This is a genomic window from Promicromonospora sp. CA-289599, assembly GCF_050936155.1.
Classification (GTDB): domain Bacteria; phylum Actinomycetota; class Actinomycetes; order Actinomycetales; family Cellulomonadaceae; genus Promicromonospora.
Map to the genome: position 1 here is coordinate 4,964,431 of NZ_JBNJNI010000001.1, position 21,094 is coordinate 4,985,524.

At 72.0% G+C, this 21,094-nt stretch carries 17 protein-coding genes; 11 read left to right on the forward strand and 6 right to left on the reverse strand.

The genetic code is table 11. From position 1 onward, the window contains the following. The first annotated feature begins 1 nt into the window (after position 1). From ACQEVI_RS22075 to ACQEVI_RS22125, 11 genes are all read left to right on the forward strand, one after another. On the forward strand, positions 2-970 hold the full coding sequence (locus ACQEVI_RS22075) for a TlyA family RNA methyltransferase (RefSeq protein WP_432902849.1): 969 nt from the start codon (positions 2-4) through the stop codon (positions 968-970). Beyond that, on the forward strand, positions 967-1,935 hold the full coding sequence (locus ACQEVI_RS22080; protein ID WP_432902852.1) for an NAD kinase: 969 nt from the start codon (positions 967-969) through the stop codon (positions 1,933-1,935). The genes ACQEVI_RS22075 and ACQEVI_RS22080 overlap by 4 nt, the downstream gene beginning before the upstream one ends. 8 nt (positions 1,936-1,943) lie before the next feature. Next, entirely contained in the window at positions 1,944-3,698 is a 1,755-nt protein-coding gene (gene recN, locus ACQEVI_RS22085; protein ID WP_432902855.1) for a DNA repair protein RecN, read from the forward strand. Positions 3,699-3,703: 5 nt separating this feature from the next. Continuing rightward, positions 3,704-4,927, forward strand: coding sequence for a putative cytokinetic ring protein SteA (gene steA, locus ACQEVI_RS22090; RefSeq protein ID WP_432902858.1), 1,224 nt, complete (start codon positions 3,704-3,706; stop codon positions 4,925-4,927). Between the two features lie 90 nt (positions 4,928-5,017). Further along, the gene (locus ACQEVI_RS22095; protein WP_432902860.1) at positions 5,018-5,977 is read left to right on the forward strand and encodes a copper transporter; all 960 of its coding nucleotides are present in this window, start codon (positions 5,018-5,020) and stop codon (positions 5,975-5,977) included. A 54-nt stretch (positions 5,978-6,031) separates the two neighbouring features. Further along, a complete protein-coding gene (locus tag ACQEVI_RS22100; RefSeq protein ID WP_432902863.1) occupies positions 6,032-6,958 on the forward strand; it encodes a hypothetical protein in 927 nt (308 codons plus the stop codon). Continuing rightward, positions 6,955-8,694, forward strand: coding sequence for a murein biosynthesis integral membrane protein MurJ (gene murJ, locus ACQEVI_RS22105; RefSeq protein ID WP_432902866.1), 1,740 nt, complete (start codon positions 6,955-6,957; stop codon positions 8,692-8,694). The genes ACQEVI_RS22100 and murJ overlap by 4 nt, the downstream gene beginning before the upstream one ends. A 128-nt stretch (positions 8,695-8,822) precedes the next feature. Next, positions 8,823-10,505, forward strand: coding sequence for a CTP synthase (locus ACQEVI_RS22110; protein WP_432902869.1), 1,683 nt, complete (start codon positions 8,823-8,825; stop codon positions 10,503-10,505). After that, on the forward strand, positions 10,502-11,134 hold the full coding sequence (locus ACQEVI_RS22115; RefSeq protein WP_357455968.1) for an NUDIX hydrolase: 633 nt from the start codon (positions 10,502-10,504) through the stop codon (positions 11,132-11,134). The genes ACQEVI_RS22110 and ACQEVI_RS22115 overlap by 4 nt, the downstream gene beginning before the upstream one ends. Before the next feature lie 188 nt (positions 11,135-11,322). After that, complete coding sequence (locus tag ACQEVI_RS22120) at positions 11,323-12,057, forward strand: DUF4230 domain-containing protein (RefSeq protein WP_432902872.1); 735 nt, start codon at positions 11,323-11,325, stop codon at positions 12,055-12,057. 63 nt (positions 12,058-12,120) lie between these two features. Then, entirely contained in the window at positions 12,121-13,110 is a 990-nt protein-coding gene (locus ACQEVI_RS22125) for a hypothetical protein (protein WP_432902875.1), read from the forward strand. Positions 13,111-13,216: 106 nt separating this feature from the next. Here ACQEVI_RS22125 and ACQEVI_RS22130 read toward each other — a convergent pair whose 3' ends face one another. From ACQEVI_RS22130 to ACQEVI_RS22155, 6 genes are all read right to left on the reverse strand, one after another. After that, positions 13,217-15,163: a glycoside hydrolase family 48 protein gene (locus ACQEVI_RS22130; RefSeq protein ID WP_432902878.1), complete on the reverse strand. Its 1,947-nt coding sequence runs from the start codon at positions 15,161-15,163 to the stop codon at positions 13,217-13,219. Positions 15,164-15,290: 127 nt separating this feature from the next. Beyond that, positions 15,291-16,214, reverse strand: coding sequence for a COX15/CtaA family protein (locus ACQEVI_RS22135; RefSeq protein WP_432902881.1), 924 nt, complete (start codon positions 16,212-16,214; stop codon positions 15,291-15,293). A 172-nt stretch (positions 16,215-16,386) separates the two neighbouring features. Further along, on the reverse strand, positions 16,387-17,592 hold the full coding sequence (locus ACQEVI_RS22140) for a S8 family peptidase (RefSeq protein ID WP_432906054.1): 1,206 nt from the start codon (positions 17,590-17,592) through the stop codon (positions 16,387-16,389). A gap of 212 nt (positions 17,593-17,804) precedes the next feature. Continuing rightward, positions 17,805-19,037: a S8 family peptidase gene (locus ACQEVI_RS22145; RefSeq protein ID WP_432902883.1), complete on the reverse strand. Its 1,233-nt coding sequence runs from the start codon at positions 19,035-19,037 to the stop codon at positions 17,805-17,807. A gap of 129 nt (positions 19,038-19,166) precedes the next feature. Further along, positions 19,167-19,952, reverse strand: a complete 786-nt coding sequence (locus tag ACQEVI_RS22150; RefSeq protein ID WP_432902886.1) for an ABC transporter permease — start codon at positions 19,950-19,952, stop codon at positions 19,167-19,169. Next, positions 19,949-20,923 (reverse strand): ABC transporter ATP-binding protein, encoded by a 975-nt coding sequence (locus ACQEVI_RS22155; protein ID WP_432906056.1) that lies wholly within the window; start codon positions 20,921-20,923, stop codon positions 19,949-19,951. Before ACQEVI_RS22155 ends, ACQEVI_RS22150 begins: the two co-directional genes overlap by 4 nt. Positions 20,924-21,094: the final 171 nt, after the last annotated feature.

A 21,094-nucleotide genomic window follows, 5' to 3' on the forward strand; every position in this document is an offset into this window, starting at 1 on the left:
CATGACGACAGGTGCGGGTCAGGGCCGTGTCGACGCCGAGCTGGTGCGGCGTGGCCTGGCGCGGTCGCGCAAGCACGCGGCCGAGCTGATAGCCGCCGGGCGGGTGGTGGCAGGTGGCCGCGCGGTCGCCAAGCCGTCGGTGCTGGTCGCTGCCGGCGAGACGATCGAGGTGTCGGGCGGGGAGTACACCGAGTACGAGTACGCCTCCCGTGCGGGGCTCAAGCTCGCCGGGGCGCTCGACGCGCTGGACGCCCTCGCGGCAGGCTTGGTGGTCAGCGGCGCCTGGTGTGTCGACCTCGGCGCGTCGACCGGCGGCTTCACCGACGTGCTCCTGCGGCGTGGCGCGGGACACGTCCTCGCCATCGACGTCGGCCACGACCAGATCGTGCCGCAGCTGCGGGAAGATTCGCGCGTCACGGTCGTGGAGGGGTTCAACGCGCGCGACCTGACGCCGGGAGACCTCGAGCGGATACCGGACGTCGTCGTGGCGGACCTCTCCTTCATCTCGTTGCGGAAGGTGCTGCCCGCCGTGGCCCGGGTCGCAGGCCCGGACATGCACGCGCTGCTGCTCGTCAAGCCGCAGTTCGAGGTAGGCCGGGAACGGCTCGGCTCGGGCGGGGTCGTGCGTGACCCGGCTCTGCACCGTGACGCGGTCGAGTCGGTCGCCCGCGCAGCCGAGGAGGCGGGCCTGCGGGTCCGCGCGGTGGTGCCGAGCTCGTTGCCGGGCCCGAACGGCAACCGTGAGTTCTTCCTCTGGCTCGTGTCGACGGGGCCCGTCGCGTCCGTCGGCGCGATCGACGAGGCCGTGGCACAGGCCGTCGCCTGGGACCCCGCGGCGGGGGCGCCGAGCGAGCCGGGTGCGGTAGCCGGCCCGCCGCCCGTGCCGCCGGCCGTCGTCGTCCGGGAGATGCAGCAAGGCGACCAGCCGGCCGACCAGCAGAACGACGAGCAGAAGGAGCAGGTGCGGTGACCAGGCGCGTCCTGATCGTGACCCATGGCGGACGCCCTCGGGCGGTCGCGGCGCTGGCCGAGGCCTTGCGTGAGCTGAAGGCGGCGGGCTTCGAGGCGACGCTGCACGACGACGCGCTCGCGGAGGAGTTCGGCGACCACATGGCCGCGAACCGGGTCCGTGAGGGGGTGCACCGGTCCGAGGCGGTGATGGTGCTCGGGGGTGACGGCACGATCCTGCGTGCGGCGGAGCTGACCCGGGGCACCGACGTGCCCCTGCTCGGCGTGAACCTTGGCCACGTGGGCTTCCTCGCCGAGTCGGAGCGGGAGGACCTGCGCGCCGCCGTCCAGCGGCTCGCGGCCCGCGACTACGAGGTCGAGGAGCGTGCGACCGTCGAGGTCACGGTCCACCTGCCGGGTACGGCGGAGCCGGTGGTCGGCTGGGCGCTGAACGAGGCGACGGTCGAGAAGGCCACGCGCGACCGCATGCTCGAGGTCGCGATCGGTGTGGACGGCCGTCCGCTGCTCTCGTTCGGCTGCGACGGCGTGATCATGGCCACGGCCACGGGCTCCACGGCGCACGCCTTCTCGGGCGGCGGTCCGGTGATCTGGCCCGACGTCGACGCCGTGCTCATGGTGCCGCTGTCGGCGCACGCCCTGTTCGCGCGGCCGCTGGTGATCGGCCCGCGGTCGCGGTACACGGTCGACGTGCTGCCCCAGTCGACGGTCGAAGGAGTGCTGACCTGCGACGGCCGCCGGGAGATCCGGCTGCCCCGCGGGTCTCGCGTCGTCGTGCGGCAGGGGGGTACGGTGCGGCTCGCACGGCTGTCGAACGCGCCGTTCGCGGACCGTCTCGTGTCGAAGTTCAGTCTGCCCGTGTCGGGGTGGCGGGACCGTGTCGGGTCGGGTCACGCCGAGGCGCAGGATGTACCTTCTGACCCAGCCGACACTGCAGAGATACCACCAGAGATACCACCAGAGAATTAAGGAGTCCGGTGCTCGAGGAGATCGCTATCGAGAACCTGGGCGTCATCCGCTCGGCCCGGGTACCCCTGTCCGACGGCCTGACCGTCATCACGGGTGAGACGGGTGCGGGCAAGACGATGGTGCTCACGGGTCTCAACCTGCTCATGGGTGCCAAGGCGGATCCGCAGTCGGTGCGTCCGGGGGCGTCGTCGGCGGCTGTCGAGGGCCGCGTGCGCGTGTCCGGCCGCGACGCGGTGCTGAGCCGGGTCGACGAGGCGGGCGGCGAGGTGGAGGACGACGGCACCGTCGTGATCCTGCGCACCATCGCCGACGGCCGGTCGCGTGCGCACCTGGGCGGCCGTGCCGTACCGCAGGGTGTGCTCGCGGAGATCGCCGAGGACCTGTTCACGGTGCACGGCCAGTCGGACCAGCTGCGGCTGCGCACGTCGGCGAAGCAGCGCGACGCCCTGGACACATTCGTCGGCCCGGCCCACCAGCGCGTGCTTGCCTCGTACCGCACCGCCTGGACCGAACGCGGCGGGCTCCTCGCCGAGATCGCCGACCTCGAGGCACGCGGCGCCGAGCGGGCGCGCGAGGTCGAGCTGCTGCGGATCGGCCTGGAGGAGATCGAGCGGGTCGATCCGGTGACGGGCGAGGACGCCGAGCTGCAGGCGCAGATCGAGCGACTGTCCAACGCCGAGGCCCTGCGCACCGCGGCGACCGAGGCGCACGAGGCCGTAGCGGGAGAAGACGCCGACGGCGCGCGCGAGAACGCGATAGCGCTCGTGGAGCGCGCGCGGCGCGCCCTGGACTCCGCCGCCCACTCGGACGCCGCGCTCGGCGCGCTCGCCACGCGGTTCGCCGAGGTGGGCTACATGCTGTCCGACGTCGCGACCGACGTCGCCGCGTACGTCGACGACCTGCAGGCGGATCCCGCCGGGCTGGAGACGGCGCACAACCGCATGGCCGAGCTGAACGCCCTGACGCGCTCCTACGGTGAGACGATCGACGACGTGCTGCAGTGGGCGAGCGACGCGGGCCTGCGCCTGCTCGACCTGGACGACGGCGGCGACCGCCTCGTCTCGATGCGCGACCGGGTGACCGAGCTGGACGGCGATCTGGCCAGGCTCTCCGAGATCCTCACGGCGGAGCGCTCCCGCGGCGCGTCCCAGCTCGCCGAGGCGGTGACCAACGAGCTGCACGGCCTCGCGATGGGCGGCGCCCACCTCGTGGTCCAGGTGGAACCGCTTGACCAGCCCGGACCGTTCGGCGCGGACCAGGTCACCTTCCTGCTCGTGCCGCACCCGGGCGCGCCGGAGCGACCGCTGGGCAAGGGCGCGTCGGGCGGTGAGCTCTCGCGCGTCATGCTCGCGCTCGAGGTCGCGCTGGCGACGTCCGGTGGCGCGGCGGCGGCGCGCACCGCCGACACCCCGCGCAGCACCTTCGTGTTCGACGAGGTCGACGCCGGCGTGGGCGGTCGGGCGGCGGTCGAGGTGGGCCGTCGTCTGGCACAGCTCGGTCGCAGCACCCAGGTGGTCGTGGTGACCCACCTGGCGCAGGTCGCGGCCTTCGCGGACGCGCACCTGGTGGTCACCAAGAGCTCGGACGGCGACGGCGCCACGCAGGGTGAAGATGACGGAATGATCACGGTTACGGGCGTCCGCGAGGTCACCGCCGACGCGCGGGTGCGGGAGCTGGCGCGCATGCTGTCCGGCCAGGACGACTCGGAGACGGCGCGTACCCACGCGCTGGAGCTCCTGGAGTCCTCGGTCGTGGGACGATAGAGCGGATGAAGCTGATCTCCCGACCCGAGAAGCGCGCCGAGAAGAGCGCAGCGAAGAGCGCCGCGGCGCAGTCCCTCGCGACGACGCAGGCCACGGTGCACGGGCCTGCCCGGATCGGAGCCCGTACCAAGGAGCTCACGTCCCGGCTGAACAACGGTGACATCGCGGTGATCGACCACGTGGACATCGACCGTGTGGCAGCGGACGCGCTGGTGTCCGCGGCGCCCGTCGCGGTGCTGAACGCGGCGCCGTCGACCTCCGGCCGTTACCCCAACACCGGCCCGAACATCCTGGTCGAGGCGGGGATCGTCCTGGTGGACGGCCTCGGCCCGGCGATCATGGCGCTGGACGAGCGGGCCGACGTCCAGATCGTCGGCAACGAGATCCTGGTCGACGGCGAGGTGGTGGCCAAGGGCACCTACCAGACGCCGGAGACGGTGGCCGCTGACCAGGCGGCCGCCCGCGAGGGTCTGTCCGCCGAGATCGAGCGGTTCGCCGAGAACACCATGACGTACCTGCGCCGCGAGCGGGACCTCCTGCTCGACGGCGTGGGCGTGCCCGACATCACGACCTCCATCGAGGGCCGTCACGTGCTGATCGTGGTGCGCGGCTACCACTACCGGGAGGACCTCGCGCTGCTGCGGTCCTACATCCGGGAGAACCGGCCCGTCCTGATCGGCGTGGACGGCGGCGCGGACGCGATCCTCGACGAGGGCTGGCAGCCCGACATGATCGTCGGCGACATGGACTCCGTCTCCGACCGGGCCCTGGCCTGTGGTGCTGAGATCGTCGTGCACGCCTACCGCGACGGCAAGGCCCCCGGGCTGGAGCGCGTGAAGGCGCTCGGTGTGGAGCCCGTGGTCTTTCCTGCCACGGGTACCAGCGAGGACATCACCATGCTGCTGGCCGACGACAAGGGTGCCGAGCTCATCGTCGCCGTCGGCACGCACGCCACGCTCGTCGAGTTTCTCGACAAGGGGCGCTCCGGCATGGCCTCCACCTTCCTCACCCGGTTGCGGGTCGGCGGCAAGCTCGTGGACGCCAAGGGCGTCTCGCGGCTCTATCGCACGCGGATCTCCAACACCCAGCTCACGCTGCTGTCGGGCGCGGGTGTCGCGGCTGTGCTCGCGGCCCTGGCCTCGACCTCGGCGGGCCAGACCTTCTTCGGGCTGATCGGGGCACGCATCGACGACGTCGTGTCCTGGATCAGCCTCCTGTTCGGCGGCTGACCGGTCGGGAGCTCGCTCCCTGACCCCTGCCGCCCCGACCTGACGCCGGGCTCTGACCGCCCGGAACATGCCTAAGGACTCTTCCGTACCGTGATCGACTTTCGATACCACCTCGTCTCGCTCATCTCCGTCTTCCTCGCGCTCGCCGTCGGCATCATCCTCGGTGCCGGCCCGCTGCAGGGCGCGATCGGGGAGACCCTGACGGAACAGGTGGACGCGCTGCGTGCCGAGCGCACCGACCTGCGCACCGAGCTGGACGCCACGCAGACCGCCCTCGACGGCGACGAACGCTTCATCGAGGCCGCGGGCGCACAGCTCGTCACCGGCTCGCTCCAGGACCAGCGGGTCGCGATCGTGCAGCTCGGCGAGGTCCCGCAGGACGAGGCCGACGGCGTGCTGAACCAGCTCACCACGGCGGGCGCCAACGTCGTGTCGACGTCCGTGCTCACCGAGTCCTGGACCGACGCCGCCGAGGAGACGACCCGCGAGACCGTCGCCGGCGGGCTGCGCGCCAACCTGGGCGCGGCCGCTCCGGAGAGCGAGGACGCGAGCGAGACCCTCGGCGCGGCGCTGGCGCTTGCGCTCACCGGCACGGAGAACGGCGCCGAGCGCAGCGCGCAGGCGATTGACCTCGAGGTACAGCTGGAGCGCCTCGGCCTCGTCGAGGCCGGCGACGAGCAGACGGAGCCCGCCCAGGCGCTCGTGCTGCTCGTCGGCTCGGCCGCGCAGCCGGAGCCGACGACCGACGGCGCCACCGAGGCGGCTGAGCCCACGCCCGACGTGTGGACCTCCGTGACCCGCGCCGCCCAGGAGGTGTCCGGAGCGGCAGTGCTCGCCGGGCCGACCGACGAGCCCAACGACACCGTGCAGGCCGTGCGCGACGACGAGGAGATCGCCGCCGAGGTCACCACGGTGAGCGGCATCAACAGGCTCGTGGGGCGCATCAACGTGCCGCTCGCGCTCGCGGCCCGCCTGGACGACGTCGTCGGCCAGTACGGCTTCGAGGACGACGCCACGGCCGTCATCCCGCCGGCGGTCGAGGCCGAATAGCTTGTTGACGTACTGATTGCTGACGTACTGGCCGACACAGACCGAGGGGTAGTCATGGGTGCAGGCAGGTTCATCGCCGCTGGCATTCTCGCCGGAGCCGCGACGGCGTTCGCGCGCCGCAAGCTGGACGAGAAGGTCGCGGAGGGTCGCCTCGGCGGCGCCGCCACGTGGACGCGGACCAACCATCGCGGCGAACCGATCAGTCTGCTGGAAGGCCCCGCGGTCACCGTGGGCCTCGTGGCCGGCGCGGCGGTCGGGGGCGGCGACGCCCCCGGGGCGACGGCGTTCGCCACCGCCGCCGCGGGCGCCTTCGGCCTGGTGGACGACATCGCAGAGGACACCTCGGTGCGCACCAAGGGCCTGCGGGGCCACCTCGGCGCCCTCCGGGAGGGCCGTCTGACCACCGGCGGGCTCAAGGTGCTCGGCATCTCCGGCTCCGCGCTCGTCGCCGCAGCCGTGGGCACGCGCCGCACGGGCAGCGCGTTCGGGCACCTGGTCGACGTCGGGCTCAACGGCGCGCTCATCGGGGGCACCGCGAACCTGATCAACCTGTTCGACCTGCGCCCCGGCCGGGCACTCAAGGCCGGCGCGGCCGCGAGCCTCCCGTTCATGCTGGGCGGCGCGGGCGCCACCGGCGCCGTGCTCGGCGCCGCCGCGGCGGCAGCTCCCGGCGACCTGGGGGAGCAGGACATGCTGGGTGACGGCGGCGCCAACGCGCTCGGCGCGCTCGTCGGCAGCCAGATCGCGTTCGGCACGTCCCGCGCGGTGCGGTGGACGGCGCTCGCGGGCGTGGTCGGGCTGATGCTGGCCTCCGAGAAGATCAGCTTCTCCAAGGTCATCGCGGGGAACGAGTGGCTGAACAAGATCGACATGCTCGGTAGGCGGCCGGTCGAGCCGGCACCGGTGACCGAGCCTGGTCCGGTGACCAGCGGCGTACGGTCGACCTCTGCCTCCGACCCCATGGGTTCCCCGGGCGCGTGAGCCGCGTCAGAACCCTGGCGAGCGCCGCGCTGCTCGTCACGGTCGTCACCCTCGCCAGCCGCATAGTCGGTTTCGGCCGCTGGCTCGGGCAGGGTGCGTGGCTCGGGTCCGACGGCGTCGGGACGGTCTTCAACTCCGCCAACCAGCTGCCCAACCTGCTGTTCGAGGTCGCTGCGGGCGGCGCGCTCGCGGGCGCCGTCGTGCCGCTGCTCGCCGGGCCGCTGAGCCGGGCGGCGTTCACCGCCGACGGTACCGCCGCCTCGAAGGAGCAGGCGTCGAGGATCGCCTCGGCGCTGCTGGGCTGGACGCTGCTGGTGCTGGTGCCGCTGGCCGGGCTCATGGCCCTCCTGGCGCGCCCGATCATCGGCCTGACCGGCCTGACCGATCCGGTGCACGTGGACGTCGCCACGGCCTTCCTGCGCGTGTTCGCCGTGCAGGTGCCGCTCTACGGCCTGGCTGTCGTCCTGGGCGGCATCCTGCAGGCGCACAAACGGTTCTTCTGGCCGTCCTTCGCGCCGCTGATCTCCAGCCTCGTCGTGATCGTGGTCTACGCGGTCTTCGACGCGCTGGCGAACGGCGACCAGCAGCAGGTCGCCGAGCTGTCCGGCCGGGCGCTGGTGTGGCTGGCGTGGGGGACGACGGTCGGCGTCCTGTTCCTGGCGCTGCCGCTCGTCGTGCCCGTGTGGCGCACCGGGCTGCGGCTGCGGCCCACGCTGCGGTTCCCGTCGGGGGAGGGGCCCCGGGCCGCGCGCCTCGCGTTCGCGGGTGTGGGGGCCCTGGTCGTCCAGCAGCTCTCCGTGTTCCTGACGCTGCGCGCGGCCAACGCGGCCGGCGGCGACGGCACGCTCTCGGTCTACCTGTACGCCCAGCAGGTCTACCTGCTGCCGTACGCGGTCCTCGCGTTCCCCATCGCGACCAGCGCGTTCCCGCACTTCGCGGAGCACGCGTCGGCGGGCCGCCTCGACGAGCTGCGTCCGCTCGTGGCGCGGACCACCCGCAGCCTCCTGCTCGTGACCGCCGCCGGCGTCGCCGCGCTGATGGCCGCCGCGCCGTACGTCGAGCGGGTCTTCGACCTCATCGTGCGGGGCGACGCCCCCGGCATGGCGGCCGGGCTCGTCGCGCTGGCGCCGGGACTCATCGGCTTCGCGCTGATCCTGCACCTGTCGCGGGCGCTGTACGCCGTCGACCGCGGCAGGGCCGCCGTCATCGCCACCGCGAGCGGATGGGGCGTGTCGGCGATCGGCGCGGCCCTCGTGCCCGTGCTGTTCGCCGGACGGTCGCCCGGCCGCGGCTGTGCGACACCTGCGTGTGCTGACAACGCGCTGCAGACCGACGTCATGGCGGTCCTGGGGGTCGTCGGCACCGCGGGGATGGTCGTGGCCGGTCTGGGGCTGCTCCTGGCCGTGCGCAGGCACCTGGGCCCGGACGCGCTGAACGGCGTCTGGCGGGCGCTCCTGGTGCTCGTGGCGGCCGCGGGCGTGGGAGCGGCCGCCGGGTGGCTCGTGCCCGCCTGGCTCGGGTCGCAGAAGTTGTTCGGCTGGTTCGTGTCCGGGTCGCGGCACGAGGTGGAGTTCGGCGGCGGCCAGTTCGCCGTCGAGCTGGGCCTCGGACTGGCGGTAGGTCTGCTGGCCGCGTTCGTCACGCTCGTGCTCGCGGCGCTGCTCGACCGCGACCTGCGCGCCGCCGTCGGGCCGCGCCTGGGCGCTCTGCGAAGGAAGTTCTCCCGGAAGTCCTGACACAGCGAGCGCGACGGGCCCGACGGGGGCAGACTCGATCCGAATCAAACCGACAATCCCGGAGCAATGAGCGCGTGTGCTGGTTCTAACACCACCAGCAGGCCGCACCTCGGATAGGGTGGAGTTCCGTGGTCGAACACCGAAACAGTCTCCAGTCCCGTCAGCGGTCCGGCGCCTCCACGCCGACCAAGCACATCTTCGTCACCGGTGGTGTGGCGTCCTCTCTCGGCAAGGGGCTGACGGCGTCGTCGCTCGGCCGACTTCTTCGCTCCCGTGGCCTCAGCGTCACGATGCAGAAGCTGGATCCCTACCTCAACGTGGATCCCGGCACGATGAACCCGTTCCAGCACGGCGAGGTCTTCGTCACCGAGGACGGTGCCGAGACCGACCTGGACATCGGGCACTACGAGCGGTTCCTCGACATCGAGCTCCCTGCCTCGTCCAACGTGACCACGGGCCAGGTGTACTCCCGCGTCATCGCGAAGGAGCGCCGCGGCGAGTACCTGGGTGACACCGTGCAGGTCATCCCGCACATCACCGACGAGATCAAGTTCCGGATGCGCGAGCAGGCCTCCGACGCCGTCGACGTGATCATCACCGAGATCGGCGGCACGGTCGGCGACATCGAGTCGCAGCCGTTCCTCGAGTCCGCGCGTCAGGTGCGGCACGAGCTGGGCCGCGACAACGTGTTCTTCCTGCACGTCTCGCTGGTGCCCTACATCGGCCCGTCCGGCGAGCTGAAGACCAAGCCGACGCAGCACTCCGTCGCCGCGCTGCGCACCGTCGGCATCCAGCCCGACGCGATCGTCCTGCGCTCCGACCGCCAGGTGCCGCAGGGCATCAAGAACAAGATCGCGCTCATGTGCGACGTGGACACCGAGGCAGTGATCAACTGCGCCGACGCCCCGTCGATCTACGACATCCCGCGCGTCATCCACGCCGAGGGCCTGGACGCCTACGTGGTGCGCCGCCTCGGGATGCCCTTCCACGACGTGGACTGGGACGGCTGGAGCCGCCTCCTGGAGCGCGTGCACGAGCCGGAGCACAACGTCGAGGTCGCGCTGGTCGGCAAGTACATCGACCTGCCCGACGCGTACCTGTCCGTGACCGAGGCGCTGCGGGCCGGCGGCTTCGCGAACGACGCGAAGGTCGGCATCCGCTGGGTCGCCGCCGACGACTGCCAGACACCGGAGGGCGCTCAGGCCTCCCTCGAGGGCGTCGACGCGATCCTGGTGCCCGGCGGCTTCGGCGTGCGCGGCATCGACGGCAAGGTCGGGGCGCTGCGCTGGGCCCGCGAGAACCTCGTGCCGACCCTCGGCATCTGCCTCGGCCTGCAGTCGATGGTCATCGAGTACGCGCGCAACGTCCTGGGCTGGGCGGACGCGTCGTCGACCGAGTTCCACCCGAACAGCAGCCACCCCGTGGTGGCGACGATGATCGAGCAGAAGGCGATCGTCGACGGCGAGGGGGACCTGGGCGGCACGATGCGCCTGGGCGCCTACGAGGCGCAGCTCGCCCCGGGCTCCGTGGTGGCCAAGGCGTACGGCAGCGAGAAGGTGACCGAGCGGCACCGCCACCGCTACGAGGTGAACAACGCCTACCGCGCCGAGCTGGAGGAGGCGGGCCTGCTGATCTCCGGCACGTCGCCCGACTCGTCGCTCGTCGAGTTCGTCGAGCTCCAGGCCGACCTGCACCCGTACTACGTGTCCACGCAGGCGCACCCCGAGTTCAAGTCGCGCCCCACCCGTGCGCACCCGCTGTTCTCGGGCCTGATCGCGGCCGCGCTCGAGAAGCAGGCCGCGGGAGCATGAGCAGCGACGAGGTCACCGACGTCATCGACCCGCGCCCGGCGCGGCGGCTGGACGTCCCGTTCCAGGGCTTCGTGGTCGACATGGTCTCGGACGAGGTCGACCTGGGCGAGGCCGGCGGGATCGTCCGCAGGGAGTACGTGGACCACCCGGGCGCGGTGGTCGTGGTGGCGCTGAACGACGACGGCGACGTCCTGCTCCTGCGCCAGTACCGGCATCCCGTCGGCGCGTTCCTCTGGGAGGCGCCCGCCGGCCTGCTCGACCTGGACGGCGAGGACCCGCACGTCGCGGCGGCCCGTGAGCTGGCCGAGGAGGCGGACATGTCCGCCGCCACGTGGGACGTGCTGCTCGACCTGCTGCCCACACCGGGCGGCAGCAACGAGGCGGTGCGCGTCTACCTGGCCCGCGACCTCACGCCGGTGCCCGACGACGAGCTGCACACCCGGGAGGCCGAAGAGGCCGACATGGTCGTCGTCCCCGTGCCGCTGGAGGAGGCCGCGGCGCTGGCGCTCGCGGGCAAGCTGCACAACGCGGCGACGATCGCGGGGGTGCTCGCGGCGGCGATCGGGCGGGCCTCGGACTGGGAGACGCTGCGCCCGGTGGACAGCCCGTGGGAGTACCGCAAGAACTGACGGCAGGGTGACCTCGGTCGGTTGCCTCGAGATCGGTCCGTCGACGGACCGATCTGGAGGCAACCGACCGAAGTCGTCGATCCGGCCGTGCAGCCGACCGATATCGCGTCCGCCCGGCGAGTGTCAGTGAGTGGGGCTAGCGTGTGACTCCACGAGATATTCGGACATATCTCCCTAAGGGGGCGGCTGTGTTGACCAACACCGCGTTGACCGGCACCGACGCCGGCACCGAGCAGGTGCCTGCGCGCCGGCGCATGCCGTCCTGGCTCGCCGGCACCATCGGGCTCCTCGTGGGCCTCGCGCTCGCCGCCGGGGTGGTCCTCGGTGTGCTGTCAGCGCTGCGCGACGACTTCCGCGACGCGTTCTGGCGGGTGCTCGTGGACGGGCTGAACCCGTTCACGACGAGCGAGGTCGACCGGTCCGAGCGTCCGGTCCTGCTCAGCATGAAGGACCTCGCGCGGTTCGTGGCGGGCGAGGCACAGTACGAGGTCCTCGTCGACCTGGAGCGCGACGTCAAGTACGTGCCCGGCTGGGTCGCGGGGGAGCGCACCGTGCTCGTGGTGAACGGCTCGGTCGAGGCTTACGTGGACTTCGAAGGCCTCACCGAGGAAGCCATAGAGATCTCGGACGACGGCACGACGGTGTCCGTCACCCTCCCCGAACCGGAGCTCGCCGAGCCGCGCATCGATCTCGACACCAGCCGCGCCCTGACGGAGGACCGTGGCCTGGTCGACCGCGTGGGTGACTTCTTCGACACCGACACCGACGCGCGCCAGGAGGCGCTCGCCGCGGCGCAGGACCAGATATCGGCCGCGGCCGAGGAGTCCGACCTGGACGAACGTGCCCGGGCGAACACCGTGAAAACCCTTGAGGTGATGTTGTCCGCGTCCGGGTTCGACCAGGTAGTGGTCGAGTTCCGGTAAGTCCGGCCGGTCGCGTACCGGGACTGTCATAACGACGTCACCGGGCTGCGCTATTCTCCCCGCGTGACCAGCGAACCCGACATGCTTCCCAACGTATCGTCCCTTCCGGCGTGGCTCGTTCCGTCCGTCTACCTCAACTGGTCCGAGGACTGGCTGGGCGAGGCGGTCGCCATCGCGAGCCGTAGCCACGAGCACCGTCTGCCCGGTGGCGCGGACGGCCCGCAGCGCGGCGACGTCGTCGTCACCGTCGTGGGCTCCGAGCCGGGCATCGTTGCCGCGGTCGAGCTCATGGGCGCCAGCCAGGGCGAGGACTGGGTCAGTGACGAGGTGTTCGGCCCGGACAAGCCCGTCGTCTGGGACGACCTCTTCAACGGCGCCGCGGCCTACGCGCGGTCGTCCGGCTGGCTGCCCCAGGAGCACGCCCGCCTGGTGCTCGACGGCATCGCCCACCAGTACAAGCACGGCGCCACCGGCACGCTCGACGCGGGCAACTGCGAGACCGACGAGCTCTCGCCGAACCTGCACGTCCTGCGCCTGCTCGGGCACAAGCAGGTGGCGGGCACCGACCTGCGCCGCGAGGAGCGCTGCGCCTCGTGCGAGCGGTTCGTCGACGTCATGCAGCTGATGCCGCACGACGACGGCGCCCACACCGGCGAGACCGGCGAGCGTCCCCTCGCGGAGCTCATCGAGCAGACGTTCCTCGTGTGCGGCCCGTGCCACGCGCTGCTCCACCCGCACGCGGTGCTGTCGCAGCGCGCGCAGATGCGTCCGTCGTGCCCGTCGTGCGGTCAGCGCGGCGCCACCAAGCGCATCGTGTGGGGCCAGGCCATCAACGACAACATGAAGCTCGAGCCGGACGTCGTGTACGGCGGTTTCGACACCCCGGTGCCGACGCCCGACTGGTACTGCCCCGAGTGCTACGCGAACTTCTCGTCGGGTGCCGTGGCGCAGCGCGCGCTGGGCGACCTGCCGGAGGCCGCGCCGGTGCCCGTCTCCGTCGGCGCCGTCGGCACGCCCCCCAACGGTGAGGACCTCTGGGTCCCGGAGGTCTGACCAGGCGCCTGCCGCAGGTCGAAGTCCGCTCCTACCCAGCGATTCGGCCCGAAACTCTCGACAGTTTCGGGCCGAATCGCTGGGTAGGGGCGGACTTTTTGCGGTACTACTCGGCTCCCGCGCCCAGCAGGCGGTCGTACTCCGCCATGGCCGTCGCGACGGCGGTCTGGGCCCAGAACCGGTGGTACGTGAACTGTGGGACGTCGCCGCCGTCCAGGTACTCCTGGACCTCGGGGAACATCGGGTCGTCCGCGTAGAACGCCCGGAGGTCCAGGAACGAGACGCCGGACGAGACCTGGTCGCCGTTCGGGTTGGTGCCCGTCCATCCGCCCGGCACGTAGACGCCGTTCCCGCCGGGCTGGTACTCGTCGTCGAACCGGGCGAAGTCGGCACGGGACTCGACGGTGCCGATGCCCTTCTCGTCGCTGTTCTGCTCCCACATGGCGTCGAGCAGCGCCCTGGCGGTGTCGGCCGCCTGCTGGTCGCCCGAGGCCGCGGCGTAGTAGACGAGCGTGCGGGCGATGGCTCCGGCCACGCCGACGTCCTGCCCGTGCCCGACGACGTCCACGTGCAGGCCCGCGTTGGCCCCGGGGTCGGCCGGGTCCCACGTGTCCGGCGCCCCGCTCCACGAGAGCTCGGACGGCACCTGCCACGAGTCGGCGGTCACGGTGATCTCGTCGAGCACCCAGGGCACCCACTTGTCGAGGATGGACCGCGCGCGCTCGTCGCCCGTCTGGTGGTACAGCTGCGCGATCCGCTCGACGCCCCGCCCCTGCATGCCGAACCACCGGTTCGACGGCGGGTCGTGGTTGACCGGCGCCTCGTCGTACACCATCTCGTAGAACGTCGGCGTGCCCGCCGGGTGCGAGCCGTAGGCACCGTCCACGCTGTTGGTGGCGCCGCCCGCGATGCCACCCTCGGCCGACTGCAACCACCGGAAGAACTCGAGCTGCCGGCGCATGCTCGTCGACCAGTCGTCCTGGGCGGTGGGGGAGGCGGGCACGAGGTCGGCGTCGGCGGACAGGGCGTAGGCCGCGAGCGGGTTCTGGTAACCGAAGTGCGCGTGCGAGGAGCCGATGCGCCACGCCCAGGGGCCGCTCGTGTCCAGGGCGCCGCCCCAGGCGTAGTACCAGGACAGCAGATAGTGCGCCGAGCTGCGCCCGGAGCCCGCCCCGTCTCCCGTCGACGCGCAGCCGATCTCCTTGAAGTACTTGTCGAACAGGGAGTAGCGCAGGTAGTCGCCCATCTTGGACGCCTTGTCCACGGTGCCGGAGATCTCGCCGCCCGCGCCCTGCTCGTTCGCGAACTGCTTGGCCCAGTACACGGCCTCCACGGCCCGGGCGTCGGCGTCCGGCGCGTTCGTGTACTTCCACTGGCGGGCGTAGCTCGCATCGCCCGTGAACAGGTCCAGGTAGCCGTTCGGACCGCCGTAGGAGAAGTCGTCGATGGCGGGCTGGGGGATGGTCTCCCAGACCGACTCCTGCGGGCCGCGCTGGAACGTGTTGATGTACGACGTGCCCTCGTAGTCCGGGCCCAGCAGCTCGGAGGAACCGGGAGCCGCGCCGAAGCCGTACACGTTGTCGACGTCGGCCAGCCAGTGCATGCCGTAGACCTCGCTGGTGCCGTAGGTCTGGCGGAGCTCCGCGCCGATCGGGTCCTGGCCCACCGCGACGCCGGAGTCCAGCCGCGACGGGTAGGCGCTCGGGTGGTTGTGCTCGGGGGCGTACGTGGCGGGCGACGCCGGGTCGTACGCGCCGTTGGTCGGCTGGTTCTCCTCTGTCGGGATCATGTACTCCTCGAGCGTGTCCCACGCGTGGTTGAACGGCTCCCAGTCGCCCGTGATCTGGCCGTAGGAGGCCTCCAGCCAGAGCCAGAAGCTGTACGCCTCCGACGTCGTCTCGTGGCCGTAGTCGGGGGCCTCCACCAGGAGGGTCTCGGCCGAGTGGTAGGGGATGCCCTGCGCGGAGAAGTAGCCGTTGGCGGGATCGTGCAGCTTCGCGTACATCGCCAGGAACCGGTCGGCGTACTTCCCGGTGACCGCACGGGGGTTCATGGCGGGGCCTCCGATGCGTGCGTCGTCGAACGGCGCCCGCGGTGCGAGCGTACTTCCGACGGTCGGTGCCCCGGTCCGCACCGGCAACTGACTTAACTGATTCACACGGCCGACGGCGGCCGCGGGCTCAGCGCACCCGCGTCGTCAGCCACACCCGCGTGGTGCCGGCGATCAGCACCGCCGCGCCGATCATGTGCAGCCCCACCAGCAGCTCGGGCAGGTCGGTGAAGTACTGCACGTACCCGATGAGGCCCTGCCCCAGCGTGATCCCGAGCAGGATGAGGGCGGCGCGCCGCACCGCCGTCGGCCCGCCGCGCACGGACACCAGGTAGGCGACCAGCGCCACCAGGAATGCCCACACCGCTACGGCGTGCCACCTGGTCAGCAGCGCGGGGTCGACGGCGATGCGGTAGCCCACCTCGGCGTCGCCGCTGTGCGGGCCGGCGCCCGTGGTGAGGACGCCGAGCACGACGACGACGGCGGTCAGCCCGGCCAGCGTCCAGGCCAGGGCGCGCACGCGCGGCCCGACCACGAGCGTCGGGGCGTCGTCGCCCTCGCCGAACCGGTGCAGCACGTACAGCGACGCGGCGACGAGCCCGGCCGAGACGCCGAAGTGCAGCGAGACCCAGCCCGGGTGCAGATCGAGCAGCACGACCACGCCACCGATCACGGCCTGCGCCACCACGCCGACGATCGGCACCAGACCGAGCAGGCGGTAGGACCGCGACCGCTTGAGGTCGGTGCAGACAGCGACGGCGAGCAGCACCCCGATGACCGCCAGCACGCCTGCCAGCGTCCGGTTCCCGAACTCGATGTAGGGGTGCAGCGTGGTCGCCTCGTGGAACTGCGGCGTGAAGTGCCCCGGCTCGCACTGCGGCCAGGTCGAGCAGCCCAGGCCCGACTCGGTAAGACGCACGGCGCCGCCGGTCCCGATGATGGCTATCTGGCCGACGAGGTTCGCGATGAGCACGGCGCGGGTCCAGTGGCGGAAACGATCGACCCGTCCGGCGAACGCGGCGAACCAGGAGGTGGGGGCGGCGGTTACGGTCACCCCCCAACGCTACTGGGCGACGACGGCGTCGCCTCCCGCACAGGTCCCGGAATCGCTGTGATCCTGAGCCGACGAGCTGTCAGGAACGCCACAGCCGCCCAGACGTGGACGTGTCAGACCGTCAGGTCACCCGGGTGACCTGACGGTCTGACACGTCGGAGGCGGCCTACCCTCAGAGACCGGTGACGTTCAGCAGCCGGTTGGGCGAACCGGTGCCCGGGTTGGTCACGACGCCCGTCGTGGCGGCGTTGTTCAGCGTGGTGCCGACCTGGGCCGGCGTGGCGCCGGGGTTGGCGCTGAGCACGAGTGCCGCGGCGCCCGCGACGTGCGGCGTGGCCATCGAGGTTCCGCTGATGGTGTTGGTGGCGGTCGGGCTGTTGTACCAGGCCGACGTGATGCCCGAACCCGGCGCGAAGATGTCCAGGCAGGTGCCGATGTTCGAGTACGAGGCACGGGCGTCCGTGCTCGTGGTGGCACCGACGGTGATCGCCGACGGGGTGGAGGCGGGCGAACGGGTGCAGGCGTTCGTGCCGTTCTCGTTGCCCGCGGCGACCGCGTAGGTGACACCGTCCGCGACGGACCTGGCGACGGCGTCGTTCAGGGCCTGCGAGAACCCGCCGCCGAGCGACATGTTGGCGACGGCCGGCTGGCCGGCGGCGTGGTCGGCGGTCACCCAGTCGATGCCCGCGATGACGCCGGCGAGTGTGCCGCCCCCGCTGCAGTCGAGCACGCGGACCGCGACGAGCGTGACGTTCTTGGCCACGCCGTAGGACGCTCCGCCCACGGTGCCCGCGACGTGCGTGCCGTGGCCCTGGCAGTCGGTGGCGTTGTTGTCGTTGCTCACGGTGTCCCTGCCGTGGATCGCGCGACCGCCGAAGTCCTGGTGGGTGGTCAGGATGCCCGTGTCGAGGATGTACGCCTTCACCCCGGCGCCCGTGCTCGTGTAGGTGTACGAGTTGTTGAGCGGCAGCGCGCGCTGGTCGATGCGGTCCAGACCCCAGGAGGGCACCGGCGTCTGCGTGGCGGTCGCCGTGACCACCTGGTTCTGCTCGACGTACGCGACCGACGGGTCGGCCTCGAGCTGCTTGGCGTCCGCCGCGGACATCGTCGCCGAGAACCCGCGCACGGCGTTGCTGTACGAGCGGTCCACCTTGCCGCCGTACTCCCGCACGAGGCTGCTGGCCGCGTTCCTGACCTGCGTCCTGGCGACGTCGTCGTTGTTGAGCACCACGATGTACGAGTCCTCGACCGCCGCGCCGGCGACCGGCGCGGACGCCGGCTCCAGCGGTGTCGACGCCATCGCCGCTGCGGCCGGTGCCGCTGCGAGGACGATTGCGATACCGGTGCCGACGATCAGCCGACGGCGGTTGCTGTGCATGGTCACGTTGCCCCCCTGGGGTATGTAGGTGAAGGTGACCCTAAGTCGGTAATTTCATCCCGCATACCTCACAAAAAGGTCATACTCTCCACATATGGGGTTGGGGTGGCCTTTACCTGGAGGTTGCCGGGTGCGGCGTGGCACCGGACATGTCAGACCCTCAGGTCACCTGGGTGACCTGAGGGTCTGACACGTGCGGGGTTGGGTGACTCTCAGAGGCCGCTGACGTTCAGCAGCAGGTTGGGCGAGCCGGTGCCCGGGTCGGTGACGACGTCCGGCAGGGCAGCGCCCGTCAGGGCGTCGCCGACCTCGGCGGGCGTGGCGGCGGGGTCGGCGCTGAGCACCAGCGCCGCGGCGCCCGCGACGTGCGGCGTGGCCATCGAGGTGCCGCTGATCGTGTTCGTCGCCGTGTCGTCGGTGTACCAGGCCGAGGTGATGTCGGTGCCCGGCGCGAAGATGTCCACGCAGGTGCCGACGTTCGAGTACACGGCGCGGGCGTCAGTGTCCTCGGAGGCGCCCACGGTGAGGGCCTCGGGGGTGGAGCCCGGCGAGCCGTCGCAGGCGTCCGCCCCGCCGTCGTTGCCCGCGGCGAGGGCGAACGTGACGCCGTCCGCGACGGCCGCGGACACCGCGTCGTTCACCGCCTGGGAGAAGCCGCCGCCGAGCGACATGTTCGCTACCGCAGGCTCGCCGGCGGCGTGGTCGGCGGTGATCCAGTCGATGCCGGCGATGACGCCGTCGAAGCTGCCCGAGCCGCCGCAGTCGAGCACGCGGACCGCCACGAGCGAGACGTCCTTGGCGACGCCGTGCTCCGTGCCGCCGACGGTGCCGGCCACGTGCGTGCCGTGCCCGGCGCAGTCGGTGGCGTCGTCGTCGCCGTCCACCGTGTCGATGCCGCTGACCGCACGGCCGCCGAAGTCCTCGTGCGTGGTGAGGATGCCCGTGTCGACGATGTACGCCGTCACGCCCGTGCCGGAGCTGCCGTACGTGTACGAGTCGTCGAGCGGGGGCGCCGCCTGGTCGATGCGGTCCAGGCCCCAGGAGGGGACCGGCGACTGCGTCTCGGTCGCCGTCATCACGCGGTTCTGCTCCACGTACGCGACGGACGGGTCGGCCTCGAGCTTCTTCGCCTGGCCGGGCGACATCGACGCGGAGAAGCCGCGCACCGCGTTGGTGTACGAGTGGCGGACCTCGCCGCCGTACTTCTGCACGAGACCGCTGGCAGTGCTCCTGACCTCGGCCTTGGCGACGTCGGCGTCCTTCAGCACGACGATGTACGAGTCCTCGATCAGCGCGCCGGCGACGGGCGCAGCCTCCTGTGCGGTGGCCGGCGCCGTGGCCGGTGCCGGCGACGTCATTGCCGCGGCGGCCGGGGCTACCGCGAGCGCGAGCCCGATGCCCGCACCGGCGATCAGCCGACGGCGGTTGTTGTGGGTGGAAGTCACGTTGCCTCCTGGGGAGCGTAGGTGAAATGGACCCTAAAGGTGCAGATTTCACCCGCCAACCCCACGAATTGGTCATACCTCTGGCGTATGGCCCCTCGGTAGGTGCTTACCCGGATACGGGCAGGCCGGTCAGTGCCAGCGGAAGAGGCGCGCGGCGCCGGCGCCGAGCGCTGCGGTCCAGCCCAGCAGGATCACGACCGAGAACGGCGGCACGGATCCGTGCAGCAGCGCGCCGCGCATCGCCTCGCCCAGCGCTCCGGAGGGGAGGAGCACCGCGACGTGCGCCAGCGGGCCGGCGAGCTGTCCGGCGGGCAGGAGCACGCCGCCGCCCACCGTGAGCAGCACGAGCACGAGGTTGGCCACGGCGAGCACGCCCTCGGCGCGCAGGGTCCCGGCCAGCAGCAGCGCGAGGGCGGTGAACGCGGCGGTCCCGAGCAGCCCCGCGCCGACGACGGCGGGCAGCGCGCCGAGCTCCGGACGCCAGCCGAGGGCGACCGCGACGCCCGCGATGACGAGGACCTGCACCACCTCGACGGCGAGCACACCGAGCACCTTGCCGGCCAGCAGCCCGCCGCGGCCCAGCGGGGTGGTGGCCATGAGGCGCAGCACGCCGTTGCGCCTGTCGAACGCGGTGGCGATGGCCTGGGACGTGAACGCCGTCGACATCACGGCGAGCGCGAGCACGCCCGGCGTCACGAAGTCGATGCGGGTGTACCCCTGCGTGTCGAGGTCGAGGAACGAGGTGCGCACGAGCCCCACCAGCACCAGCACGGGCAGCACGATCGTCACGAGCAGCTGCTCGCCGTTGCGCAGGATCGCGCGCGTCTCGAAGGAGGCCTGCGCGGCGATCCGGCGGACCACGGGCGCGGCGGCAGGGGTCTCGACAGGTGTCCGAGCCTGTCGGACGGCGCTCATCGCAGGTTCCTTCCGGTGAGGTCGAGGAAGACGTCCTCGAGCGTGCGCCGGCCGGTGCTGACCGACCGGGCCAGGACGCCGCGCTCGGCGAGCCAGGCGGTCACGACCGCCAGCGCGGCGGGATCCACCGCCCCGGTCAGGGTGTACACCCCGGCCTCACCCTCGCTGGCCGCCCAACCACCCTCCCCGCTTCGTTGAGTGCTGGATTTTCGCCCGTTCGATGCCTCTTGACCGGGCGAAAATCCAGCACTCAACGAAGTGAGCAGGTCTGTCAGGGCCAGGCCCGGGGTGGCCTCTATGCGGATCGTGCTCGGGCCCGTGGCCCCGTCCGTCAGGTCGCGAACCGTGCCGGACGCGATCACCTTGCCGTGGTCGACGACGTGCACGTGGTCGGCCAGGTCGGCGGCCTCGTCCATGAGGTGGGTCGTCAGGACGATGGCGACGCCGTCGGCGCGCAGCTCGCGCACGAGGTCCCAGACGGCGCGCCGGCTCTGGGGGTCCATGCCGGCGCTGGGCTCGTCGAGGAAGACGACGTCGGGCCGCCCGACGACCGCTGCGGCGAGGGCGACACGCTGGCGCTGCCCGCCCGACAGACGGCGCACCGTGGTGCGGGCGAAACCGTGCAGACCCAGGCGTTCGGCGAGCTCGTCCACGGGCCGCGGGTTGGCGTACATCGCGGCGACGTGCCGCAGCAGCTCCAGCGCGCGCACCCCGGTGGGGAGGCCGCCGTCCTGCAGCATGACGCCAACGCGGGGGCGCAGGGCGCGGGCGTCGGCGACGGGGTCGAGGCCGAGCACGCGGACCGTGCCGCCGTCGGGGGAGCGCAGGCCCTCGCAGCACTCGATGGTGGTCGTCTTGCCCGCACCGTTGGGGCCCAGGACGGCGGTGACGGCGCCCTGGCGGGCGATCAGGTCGAGACCGTCCACCACCGCGCGACCGTCGTAGCGTTTGACGAGGCCGCGCACCTCCACGGCAACCGCGTGGTCGGGGCTGGCGGCCGCACCGGCGGCGCTGACTGTGGTGGCGCCCGCGGTGGCCGCCTGGGCGGAGTCGATCGCGGGCGCGTCGGACAAGGACACCGGACAATGGTAGGTGGCGGCGCGCGGACCGTCGTCGTGCGACGTGACCTGGGTGTGGATCAC